General features: G+C 67.1%; 9 protein-coding genes and 1 pseudogene. 7 read left to right on the forward strand and 3 right to left on the reverse strand.

Annotation, left to right across the window (positions count from 1 at the left end; all coding sequences use genetic code 11):
* Window positions 1-24: 24 nt before the first annotated feature.
* Window positions 25-1,500: a 3-isopropylmalate dehydratase large subunit gene (gene leuC, locus KBY93_RS11345; RefSeq protein ID WP_255094523.1), complete on the forward strand. Its 1,476-nt coding sequence runs from the start codon at window positions 25-27 to the stop codon at window positions 1,498-1,500.
* Window positions 1,497-2,141, forward strand: coding sequence for a 3-isopropylmalate dehydratase small subunit 2 (locus KBY93_RS11350; RefSeq protein WP_255094509.1), 645 nt, complete (start codon window positions 1,497-1,499; stop codon window positions 2,139-2,141). Before leuC ends, KBY93_RS11350 begins: the two co-directional genes overlap by 4 nt.
* Before the next feature lie 3 nt (window positions 2,142-2,144).
* Here the strand turns inward: KBY93_RS11350 and KBY93_RS11355 are convergent, their stop codons facing one another.
* Together KBY93_RS11355 and KBY93_RS11360 are read right to left on the reverse strand one after the other, a co-directional pair.
* Window positions 2,145-5,342 (reverse strand): DUF3769 domain-containing protein, encoded by a 3,198-nt coding sequence (locus tag KBY93_RS11355; RefSeq protein ID WP_255094510.1) that lies wholly within the window; start codon window positions 5,340-5,342, stop codon window positions 2,145-2,147.
* Between the two features lie 101 nt (window positions 5,343-5,443).
* Window positions 5,444-5,563, reverse strand: a complete 120-nt coding sequence (locus KBY93_RS11360) for a photosystem II reaction center protein I (protein ID WP_006172424.1) — start codon at window positions 5,561-5,563, stop codon at window positions 5,444-5,446.
* Between the two features lie 101 nt (window positions 5,564-5,664).
* Between KBY93_RS11360 and KBY93_RS11365 the strand changes: the two genes are divergently transcribed.
* Complete coding sequence (locus KBY93_RS11365) at window positions 5,665-8,664, forward strand: alpha-mannosidase (protein WP_255094511.1); 3,000 nt, start codon at window positions 5,665-5,667, stop codon at window positions 8,662-8,664.
* Here the strand turns inward: KBY93_RS11365 and psbN are convergent.
* Entirely contained in the window at window positions 8,633-8,773 is a 141-nt protein-coding gene (gene psbN / locus KBY93_RS11370; protein WP_255094513.1) for a photosystem II reaction center protein PsbN, read from the reverse strand. The two genes, KBY93_RS11365 and psbN, sit on opposite strands and share 32 nt — an antisense overlap.
* A 185-nt stretch (window positions 8,774-8,958) precedes the next feature.
* On the opposite strand from psbN, the gene psbH reads away from it, so the two are divergent.
* The 4 genes and pseudogenes from psbH (at window position 8,959) to KBY93_RS11390 (ending at window position 10,548) form a co-directional block, all read left to right on the forward strand.
* Complete coding sequence (gene psbH, locus KBY93_RS11375) at window positions 8,959-9,159, forward strand: photosystem II reaction center phosphoprotein PsbH (RefSeq protein ID WP_094555330.1); 201 nt, start codon at window positions 8,959-8,961, stop codon at window positions 9,157-9,159.
* Between the two features lie 55 nt (window positions 9,160-9,214).
* Window positions 9,215-9,382: pseudogene (locus tag KBY93_RS16285) on the forward strand (TatA/E family twin arginine-targeting protein translocase); the annotation flags it as partial.
* Window positions 9,383-9,627: 245 nt separating this feature from the next.
* A complete protein-coding gene (gene pth / locus KBY93_RS11385) occupies window positions 9,628-10,254 on the forward strand; it encodes an aminoacyl-tRNA hydrolase (protein WP_255094515.1) in 627 nt (208 codons plus the stop codon).
* Window positions 10,255-10,290: 36 nt separating this feature from the next.
* The gene (locus KBY93_RS11390) at window positions 10,291-10,548 is read left to right on the forward strand and encodes a DUF3146 family protein (RefSeq protein WP_255094516.1); all 258 of its coding nucleotides are present in this window, start codon (window positions 10,291-10,293) and stop codon (window positions 10,546-10,548) included.
* The last annotated feature ends 124 nt before the right edge of the window (window positions 10,549-10,672 follow it).

Below are 10,672 nucleotides of genomic sequence, written 5' to 3' on the forward strand. Positions count from 1 at the left end.
TTTGTCTTGGGCCTGGAGGGCACGGTGAGCGCCGGCACGCTGTACGACAAGGTCTGGGACATGCACCGCGTGGCGGAGTTGCCCGGAGGGTCCACCCAGCTGTTCATCGGCCTGCACCTCATCCATGAGGTGACCAGCCCACAGGCCTTCGCCGCCCTGAAGGAGCTGGGCCTGGGTGTGCGCCATCCCGAGCGCACTGTGGCCACGGTGGATCACATCGTGCCCACCACCTCTCAGGTACGTCCCTTTGCCGATTCCCTCGCCGAGGAGATGCTCTCCACCCTGGAGGGCAACTGCGCCGAGCACGGCATCACCCTGCATGGCCTCGGCAGCGGCCGCCAGGGCATCGTCCATGTGATCGCGCCGGAGCTGGGTCTCAGCCAGCCGGGCATGACTGTCGCCTGCGGCGATTCACACACCTCCACCCACGGCGCCTTCGGGGCGATCGCCTTCGGTATCGGCACCAGCCAGGTGCGCGATGTGCTCGCCAGCCAGAGCCTGGCGATGAACAAGCTCAAGGTGCGGCGGATCCTGGTGGAGGGCCGCCTGCAGCCGGGCGTGTTCGCCAAGGATCTGATCCTCCACGTGATCCGCAGCCTGGGGGTGAAGGGTGGTGTGGGCTACGCCTATGAATTCGCAGGATCCTGCATCGACGCCCTCTCGATGGAGGAGCGCATGACCCTGTGCAACATGGCGATCGAGGGGGGTGCACGCTGCGGCTACGTCAATCCCGACGCCACCACCTTCGCTTATATCAAAGGTCGGCCCTTCGCACCTGAGGGGATGGCCTGGGACCAGGCTGTGTCCTGGTGGAGCTCCCTCGCCAGCGGGCCGGACGCCGTGTTCGACGACGAAGTGCGCTTCGACGCCGGCACGATCGCCCCCACCGTCACCTGGGGGATCACCCCGGGGCAGGGGATCGGGGTCGATGAAACGGTGCCCACCCCTGAGCAGATGGCCGCCGAGGAGCGCCCGATTGCCGAGGAGGCCTACCGCTACATGGACCTGGCCCCGGGCACACCGATTCTCGGTCTGCCTGTGGATGTCTGTTTCATCGGCAGTTGCACCAATGGCCGCCTCAGTGACCTGCGGGCGGCTGCGGCAGTGGCCCGTGGCCGCCAGGTGGCTGCGGGGATCAAGGCATTCGTGGTGCCTGGCTCCGAGCAGGTGGCCGCCCTGGCCCGGGCCGAGGGGCTTGACCGGCTGTTTCAGGAGGCGGGCTTCGAATGGCGTGAACCCGGTTGCTCGATGTGCCTGGCGATGAATCCGGATCGGCTTGAGGGCCGCCAGATCAGCGCCAGCTCCAGTAACCGCAATTTCAAGGGTCGCCAGGGCTCCGCCTCAGGCCGAACTCTGTTGATGAGCCCGGCAATGGTGGCTGCGGCGGCTGTCACCGGCCATGTGAGTGATGTGCGCGAACTGCTGGAGAACCTATGCGTATTCGCCTCTGCTCCTGCCGAAACCAGGCCCGTGGCGATGTCACCTTCCCTGCTGCCATGAGCGACTCCCCCTTCCCTTTCGGCCCGATCCCCGTTCTTCAGGGCCGCGTCGTTGTTGTCAGCGGCGATGACATCGACACCGACCGGATCATCCCGGCCCGCTATCTCAAGTGCGTCACCTTCGAGGGGCTTGCCCAGGGGGCGTTTGCCGATGACCGCCTCGAGCTGGAGGGCTCCCACCCGTTCGATCGCCCCGAGCATCAAGGGGCCAGCATCCTGGTGGTGAACCGCAACTTCGGCTGCGGCTCCAGCCGGGAGCATGCTCCCCAGGCTCTGATGCGCTGGGGGATCCGTGCCGTGGTGGGGGAGAGTTTTGCCGAGATCTTCTTCGGCAACTGCCTGGCTCTGGGGATCCCCTGCCTCAGCGGTGATCACGCCACGATCCTGGCGCTGCAGCAGGCGGCCCTCTGCGAGCCGGATAGCCACTTCAGTCTGGATCTGGCCACGGCGGAGATCCATAGCCAGTCCCCTGGCGCTGCCGCCGAGTCAACCCAGCGGTGGAGCCTGGAGCTGGCGGCCGGCCCCCGGCAGATGTTGCTCAGTGGCCAGTGGAATGCCACTGGCCAGCTGCTGTCCCACGATGAGGAGCTGCTCCGGACGGCGGCACGCTTGCCCTACATGGCCAGTTTCACCTCGGTCTGAGGTTCAGAACGGGTTCCGGCCTGCTCCGCCACCAGCGCCACTGAGCTCGGGACGGTAGGGGGCGAACGGCACTCCTGTCCCCTTGAAGCCGAAGTCGTTCAGGCGGATCCGCACCCCGCCGATGCCCTCGTAGGGGCTGTAGAAAACGCTGAAGGCGTAGGCACGGCGCTGCCAGCGCAGTTCCACGTAGGACCCGGTCAATTCTCCGTAGTTCGGCGAGGCGGGGTCCACGTTGACGCCGATCCCCCCGTTGAACAGCAGCGGACCGACGATCTGCTGGGTGAGCCCGATCCCGACCGTGCCCAGATCGACCGCCGCGTCGAAACCGAAGGGGCTGAGGCCATTGCGCAGGGTGATGCCGCCGGTGACCGTCAGCTGGGTGAAATCGAAGTAGCGCTTGTTGAAGTGCCCCAGGGTGAGGGTGGGACCACCGGAGATCGAGAAGGTGTTCTGGTAGCTGCCGTCGCCGAAATAGGCCACGTTTCCAGAAAGATTCGTGTTCAGGGTCAGGCCAGGCACGAGCGGCTCGGGGGAGTAGCGCAGGGCCCCATCCGGCCTGGAGGGGAGGGCCCGGCCCCGCCAGAGCTCCAGGGAGCTGTTGAGTGATCCCACCGCGTTGGCTCGCCAGAGCTGGGCAAGATTCCTGGATTCCTCTCCATTGCTGAGGAATTCGTTGCTCTGGTAGTTACCCAGGCCCACCCGCCAGAAGTAGCGGTTGGTGAGCCTGCCCCAGTTCGGCAGGGTTTCTTCTTTCTCCAGGGAGGCGCCATAGGCCGAATAGATGTCCTGCTCGCCGAGGGATCCATTCCAGATCCTGAAGCGGTAGGCCCCGAACAGACGGGCCGTGGTGGAGCCCACCAGGGGGAGGTTGATGTTGCGATCCAGCTGGCCCCAGCTGCGGGTGCCGTTGGCGATGTTCTCGGGATTGAAGGTGGAGATGTCGAGATTCAAGCTGGTGTCGAACCCCAGCAGTGGCGTCTTCAGCCGGGCTTCCAGGCCGAAAAGGTCGCCCAGGGTGTTGTCCTGGCTCACCGAGGGGCCGCCAGCCTGGCCGCCTGGGATGGGATAGCTGTCGGTGGTGCCCTGGTAGGCGCGCTCGAGCATGAACTGGGGCTCCAGTTCCAGGGTTCCCTTCTCGCCGATCCGGATCGGCCGCAGGCGCCGGCCCACGTAGAAGCCGTCCCGGTCTTCCTGATCCACGCCCAGCACCCAGCGGTTCTCCACCTCCTGTTGCTTGCGGATGCGCGTGCGCGAGGTCACGGGAATGGCGAGGCGGTCTTCCAGAATCAGCCGGTTGCGCCTGGAGGTGATCAGCAGATCGCCGTTGGCGTCCTGGCTGACCACCACCTGATCCGCATCCATCCACGACTGGGCCGGCGTGAAGGGATCGTTGCTGAAGCTGGCACGGTCGCTGCGCCAGCCGTTGGCCGTCAGCACGATCCTCGCCGCCTGGTAGCGCAGATGGGTGAGGGTGCCCTGCACAGCCTGGCGGTTCCTCTCCGAGCGAAGTCGCCTCACCTGGGGCGGCCGGGACGGTCCGAAGTCACTGTCCTGATCGGTGGCCACGTCATCGTTGCCACCCGCCTGACGACGGCGTTCGATCACCAGCCCTTCCCGTTGTCTCACTCCAGAGATGCGCTGCTCGATCGCGGCGGCGGCGGCGGCGCGCTGACGCTCCTGCTCGCGCATGGCGCGGAACGACGCTGTCCACCCGCTCGGGGCGCTCTGGGCACCATCAGGGCTGCTGCCTGACGTAGATGGGTCTGGCGCCGGCACCGGTGCCTCGCCGCCCATGGCCACCTGCTCGAGGGCCTCCGGCAGGGAGCGGGGGCGATCTGGTGGCTCCGTTCCACGGTTGGGGCAGCCCTTGGCCGGCCGCAGATTGGCCTGAGGGTCTTCCTGCGGCGCTGGATCGCTGCCGAAGCGGTAACGCAGGCCCAGCAGGTAGGCGTTGCTGCCCTCCCTGACGCCGTTGTAGGTGCCGAAGGCGCCGGAGCGATGGTGAATCCGTCCCACCATCGACCATTGGGGCGAGAAGGATCCTTCGATCTCGAAGCCCAGATAGTTGAGGAAACGGGCCGACTTCTCCCGGTAAGTGTTCTCGTAGTTGCTGAGGTTGGTGTTGAGGCTCACCCCCTGTACGAAGCCCAGGCTCAGCCAGGGTTGGAGCCAGGCCCGCAGCCCGATCCCGCCGGTGAACTCGCCGAAGGTCTGGGCGGAGGTGGAGAGGTTGGCCACCTCGGAGGCCGTGAAGGGTGCGATGTAGCGCCCGCCCTTCTGGGCTGAGGCCCAGTGCCCGAGCGCATTGAAGTCCAGCTCCAGGGCGAAGGGGCCGGCCTTGATCAATCGCTTCTGGAGGCCAGCGCCCAGCACCCGCTCCGGCCGGAACACACCCTGGCCTAAGAAAGTCTGGCCGAAATCGGAGTGGAACATCTGCCCGCCCCAGAGGGTGGCGCTCCAGGGGTGGGGGTGCCAGTCGGGAATCTCGGGCAGCAGTGTCGGGCAGGCGATCGGCTGGGGCTCGGGGAGCGGCAGGGAGGGGGCCTGCTCAACGTCGAGATCCTCCAGGCTGGTTTCGAGATCGAGAACTCCGTAGACGTCCTCCATCTCCCCCTCTCCTTCGATCAGGCCGTAGCGGAGCATGCTGCCCTGCACGTACTGCTGGCCACGCCAGAAGCGCACGCTGCCCGTGGCGTAAAGGGTGCGGGTGATGGTGTCGTACTCGAGGCGATCCGCCATCAGCCGGCCGCCGGCCAGCACGGCCCTGGCATTGCCGCTGGCCACGTAGCGGTTGATCACCAGGTCGAACCCCTGTTGATCAGCGCTGATCTCCAGTTCCTTGGGAGGGGTTTTGACGGGAGGCTCTGAGGCGGCTGTTCCACTTGCTTCTGCGGGCACAGCTGGTTCAGCAGCTGCCGGTTCAGCCGGACTTGCGATCGGTGCGGTCTGGGGTTCGGCTTTGCTTGGTTCGCTGCTGGGTTCGCTTGCATTACCTTCAGCGCTGGCGCCGCCTGATCCCACTGGGAAACTGCTTGACTGCCCCCCAGGGACAAGCGTGTCGGCTTCGCTGACATCGGCTCCGCTCAGGAGTGCCGGTGGGGAATCTGAGTCCAGGGTCTGGGCCCGGCTCACCGCCGGTGTCGCCAGAGTTGCCGCACCCACCAGTCCGATGGTCCACCGGATAAGCGTTGCTGAGGGCACCACATCTCCAGGACCGCGGCCGATCCTGCCATGCCCCTGTTGATGCTGGTGCTCGGCTCAGGTGGGTTGATGCAGTGACCCCACCCTGAGCAGATGGCATTTCAGTCTTCGAGGTCCTTGCGGCTGGGGGTGCGGCTGGGATCGCTGGCCAGGAAGCCGAACACGAAGATGCCGATGAAGAAGAAAACGACCGAATAAACGGAGATCTTGAGGGCGAGCATGGTTCCGTCCGGCGGGTGACAGGCAGTGACAGGCGCCAGGTGGGGCCTGAACGACCCTGCGGCAGCCGCATCATCCTATGGGTCACTGATGGCCGGGATCGATGACGCAGGGCTTGGATCCCCAGCTTCCCCCCGAGATTGAAACGTTTCGATCACGTTCGAGACTGGACCTGCTCTCTGCCTGGCAGCGGCGTGGCGCTGATGGCTCCTGGCAGGGAGCCCTGGCCGACCCCTGGGCCCGGGTCCATCGCCCTGACTGGCACGCCCGTGGTCTGATCGCCTGGCCGCGGGGCGGGCAGACCCGTTGTCTGGTGCTGGAGCTGAGCTGTCCCTCCAGCTGGCGCGGCCGGGCTCCGGCCCTGGCCCGCCTGGCGTTGCGCTGGTGGGCCGACGCCGCCGAACTTCGGGTTGACGGACGCACGGTCCACCGCGGCGACCTGTTTGACAGCTCCTGCCGCTGGGCCCTGCCGCAGCGCTGGTGGCAGGGGGAGCCGTTGCACCTGGAGCTGGAGCTGCGCAGCCCGATTCACGATGATGGCGCCCTGATGCTCAGCCGGATCGAGGCGGAGCCCCTGGATCCGGCCGATCCGGACGGACTGCTGGCCGCCACCCGGCTGGAGCTGGAGCAGCTGCGGCGGGCCGGGCCGGGGAACCCCGGCGGCTTCCACCTGCTTGGCCACGCCCACCTTGACCTGGCCTGGCTCTGGCCCGTGGCCGACACCTGGCAGGCCGCCGAGCGCACCTTCCGCTCGGCCCTGGATCTGATCGAGCACCACCGCGAGCTCCATTTCGGCCATTCCACGCCGGCGCTCTACGCCTGGCTGGAGCGCTACCGCCCCGAGTTGTTCGCGCGAATCCGTGCGGCCATGGTCGCCGGCCGTTGGGAACCGATCAATGGGCCCTGGGTGGAGACCGATTGCGTGCTGGTGGACACGGCCTCTCTGCTGCGGCAGTTCCAGGAGGGGCAGGCCTACAGCCGCCGGACCTTTCCCGAGTGGGAGCACCAGCTGGCCTGGCTGCCCGACAGCTTCGGCTTTGCCGCCGGACTGCCAGCGGTGGCGGAAGCCACCGGTGTGCGCTGGTTCTGCACCCACAAGCTGGCCTGGAACGCCACCAACCCCTTCCCGCACCGGCTGTTTCGTTGGCGCAGCCGCTGTGGCGCCGAGGTGCTGGCCCTGATGAGCGCCCCGATCGGCACGGATGGCGATCCCCTGGCGATGGAGCGCTACAGGCTGGAATGGCAGAGGGCCACGGGCGACGCCGAGGCCCTCTGGCTGCCGGGGGTGGGGGACCACGGCGGCGGTCCCACCCGTGAAATGCTCGACCAGCTCGACCTCTGGCGAGACGACCCTGCCACTGCGCCCCAGCGGCACGGCAGCCTCCGCCACTACCTGCAGCGGCTGGAGCCCTTGAGCAGCCAGCTGCCGGTCTGGCGCGATGAGCTTTATCTGGAGCTGCATCGGGGTTGTGCCACCAGCCGCCCCGACCAGAAGCGCCACAACCGCACCCTGGAGCGGCTGCTGCGCGAGGCCGATCTCGTCACCGTTCTGCTCGGGGAGCCTGACGAGCGTCCGGAGTCGTCCGGCTGGCGCGATCTCCTCTTCCAGCAGTTCCACGACATCCTGCCGGGTACCTCCATTCCGGAGGTTTTCGAGCAGGCCGAACCCCAGTGGCGGGCGGCGCGGCGCGGGGCGTCCCGCCGGCGTGATCGGGCGCTGCGGGCCTGGCTGGAGTCCTCCAGCCGTCAGGCCCCCAGCCAGCCGGGGTTCAGCGACCTGGAACCGTGGTGGTGGGTCCAGCTGCAGCCCCTGCCGGCGGCTCCCCTCACCATGCGCCTGCCGGCTGGCAACTGGAGCCTCGGGGAGCAGACCTTGCCGTCGCAGCCAGCCCGATCCGGCGGTCACTGGGTGCAGCTGCCATCCCCTGGTGGTGTGGCGGCCCTGCAGCTCCTGCGTCAGCGCCAGCGGCCTGGGGCAAGTCTGCCGCTGGCCAGCTCCGACGCCTCGATCGTGAATCCGGTGCGGCTCGAGACCCTCGTCGCCGGCGAGCGCTGGCGGCTGGGCAATGGTCTGCTCTGGGCCCAGCTCGGCCCGCTCGGGCTCGAGCAGCTCTGGGGGGGCGATCACCGCCCCCAGTTGGCTGAGCCGCTGCAATGGCGGCGCTGGATCGACCGCGGTGAGTTCTGGGATGCCTGGGATCTGGCCGCCGACTACCGCCAGCACCCTCTGCCCCTTCACTGGGAGCCAGGGCCGGTACTGGCGGAGGTCGGTCCGCTCTGCAGCCGCCTGGTCTGGCACGGCCGCTGCGGTGCCAGCGCCCTGCGCCTCGATCTGCAGCTGCGGGCCAGCTGCCCCTGGCTGGAGCTCAACCTGCGGGTCGACTGGCGCCAGCGGCATGAACTGCTGCGCCTGGAGCTGCCTCTACAGCACCAGGCTGTGCGCTGGGCTGCCGACACCAGTGCCGGAGTGATCGAGCGGATCGCTGCGGCCGCCAATCCGCGGGAAGCCAGCCGCTGGGAGGTGCCGGCGATCAGTTGGCTGGCGAGCCAGTCCTCGACTGGCTGCCTGGCGGTCCTGCTGGATGGGCCCCAGGGAGTTTCAGGCAGCCCTGAAGCCCTCGGGGTCTCGCTGCTGCGCGGACCCACCTGGCCCGACCCCGGTGCCGATAACGGCCCCCAGCGTCTGCGTCTGGCCCTGATGCCCTGCCTGCAGGGCTGGCGTCAGGCCGGAGTGGCAGCGGCGGCAGTGCGCTTCCGCGAGCCGTGCTGGCTGCGGCCGGCCAGGGGTTCAGCCAAGGCCGGAGCTGAGCCGGGATCGGTGCTGCAGCTGGGTCATCCCGACCTGCGCCTGATCAGCCTTGTCTGTGATGGCGACCGCGACCTGGCTCGGCTGACGGTACAGAACCTCTCTCCCTGCCGTCAGCAGCTGGAGCTGGGAGGCGAGTGGGCGGTGCTGGAGCGGATCAATGGGGTGGGCGATCCGCTCACTGCGGCTGCCGGAGCGGAGAGTGGCGGGCCAGTGGTCGAAACCTCCACTCGCCTGGGGCCGTGGCAGCTGGCCAGCTGGCGGGTCAGTCGTCGTGGTCGTCGAACGGATCCGTGAGCTGTTTCGAGGGTGGCCCGAAGGCGGTGTACACGCCGTACCCGGTGAGGGCGAGGAGCGCTACCAGAACGGTGATCGCCACAGGGATGGCTGGAGAGGTTTCGCTCACGGGTTGTGTTGCTGGAGGACAGGCCGGACTCAGCCCGGGGTGCGGCGTCGAGGCAGCGAGGCGTTAGAGGCGATGCCTCCTGGGAGGCATCGGACCTAAACAACACTCGACGAGGGCTGCGCCGGCTGCCGCTCGACCCTTACAATAACGATCCAATCCCTTGTGCCAGAGAGGACACCACAGCCATGGCCCAACGCACCCGCCTGGGAGATCTGCTGCGCCCTCTCAACTCCGAGTACGGCAAGGTCGTGCCTGGCTGGGGAACCACCCCGGTGATGGGTGTCGCAATGGCTCTGTTTCTTGTCTTTCTGCTGGTGATCCTGCAGCTCTATAACCGTTCCCTGCTCCTCGACGGCATCACCGTCAACTGGAACGGCATGGGCTGATCGTCGGGATCGTCACTTCCCCCCGCTGCTGCCGTTTCCCTGAGGTCTCTCCTCCATGAACTTCTTCGGGATCGGTCTTCCGGAGATGGCGGTCATTGCCGCCATTGGTCTGCTGGTCTTCGGACCCAAGCGCTTGCCGGAGCTGGGTCGGACCCTCGGCCGCACCCTCAAGGGTTTCCAGTCGGCCTCGCGCGAGTTCGAGCAGGAGTTCCGCAAGGCTGTCGACACCGAAACCGTGGCCGCCAGCAGCCTTGGTTCTGAAGCCATAGCGGCCGAGTCCCTGGTCGCAGCTTCTGCTGATGCTGAGCGCAACGTTGCCGAGGCCAGCACAACTGAGATCAACCCTGCCGAGGTTGGCACAGTTGTCGAGGCCATCGCTCAGTCGTCTGAGCCGCCCAACGCCCCTGCATCCAGCTGAGCGTTGTTGCAGCACCCCGCCGCCTGCCTTTTTCCCGGCAGGTGCCCGCGATGAGCGCCATCTCTGTACCATCGGCCGACCTTCAGCTGCTCGTAGGCCTCGGCAATCCCGGCGAGAAGTACGCCCAGACCCGCCATAACGTGGGCTTCATGGCCCTTGATCAGCTCGTCCGCCGCGATGGAGTCACTTTTCGGGCAAATGGCAAGCTTCAGGGAACCATCGCTGATCTCGGCCAGGGACCAGATCGGCTGCGGCTGCTCAAGCCCAGCACCTTCATGAACGAGAGTGGCCGCTCGATCCGGGCCACGCTCGACTGGTTCGGGCTCCGTCCAGATCAGATGCTGGTACTGGTGGACGACATGGACCTGCCCCTGGGGCGCCTGCGGTTGCGCCGCTCCGGCAGTGCCGGCGGCCACAACGGCCTGCGCAGCACCATCTCTCACCTGGGTACCCAAGACTTCGCCCGCTTGCGCATCGGCATCGGTGCTCCGGCGCTGGAGCCAGCTCTGCGCAGAGCCCGTACGATTTCCCATGTGCTGGGCCGCTTCGAGGCTGACGAGTTGCCGTTGTTGCAACAGGTTCTGAACGAGGTGCTTGATGGTGTCAGCTGCATCCGCCGCTGGGGTTACGAAAGGGCCGGCAACCGCCTGAACAGTTTTCAGCCCACCTCTGCCTGACGCTGAATTGGCCCCACCGCCCCGCTCCCTGATCCCGTGAGCCCCCTGCCCGCCACCACCGCCCAGCTGCGGGTGCTGCATCAGAGCTTCAGCCATCAGTTACTGGAAGGCGAGGTGGCCGCCGGCGGCTTCCAATGGACCTTCTGCTGGGCCTTCGGCCGGGGCGAGCTGACGGTGGAGCCCTCCCTGGGCCGTGCCCTGATCCAGGACGCCCTGCTGCGCTTTCTGCTCCAGGTTGATTACCAGCTCGAGCCCGGCGGTGACTATGCCTTCACCGTGCGGGCAAAGTTCTAGGGAACATCTGAAAAACCGGCTAAAATCAATCCAGATCCAAGACTGAGACTGGAACGGATGGCCGCCCCCCTCCAGCTGGGCTTTACGGACTACGAGCAGATCTGCGCCAAAAAGAGGACGCGAC

The organism is Synechococcus sp. J7-Johnson (assembly GCF_024345795.1).
Lineage (GTDB): Bacteria > Cyanobacteriota > Cyanobacteriia > PCC-6307 > Cyanobiaceae > Regnicoccus_A.

What these genes read in the sequence shown, in the direction of transcription:
- KBY93_RS11350 (WP_255094509.1), top strand. Translation starts at nt 1,497, where the DNA reads ATGAGCGACTCCCCCTTCCCTTTCGGCCCGATCCCCGTTCTTCAGGGC.
- KBY93_RS11360 (WP_006172424.1), bottom strand. Translation starts at nt 5,563, where the DNA reads ATGCTCGCCCTCAAGATCTCCGTTTATTCGGTCGTTTTCTTCTTCATC.
- KBY93_RS11365 (WP_255094511.1), top strand. Translation starts at nt 5,665, where the DNA reads ATGACGCAGGGCTTGGATCCCCAGCTTCCCCCCGAGATTGAAACGTTT.
- psbH (WP_094555330.1), top strand. Translation starts at nt 8,959, where the DNA reads ATGGCCCAACGCACCCGCCTGGGAGATCTGCTGCGCCCTCTCAACTCC.
- pth (WP_255094515.1), top strand. Translation starts at nt 9,628, where the DNA reads ATGAGCGCCATCTCTGTACCATCGGCCGACCTTCAGCTGCTCGTAGGC.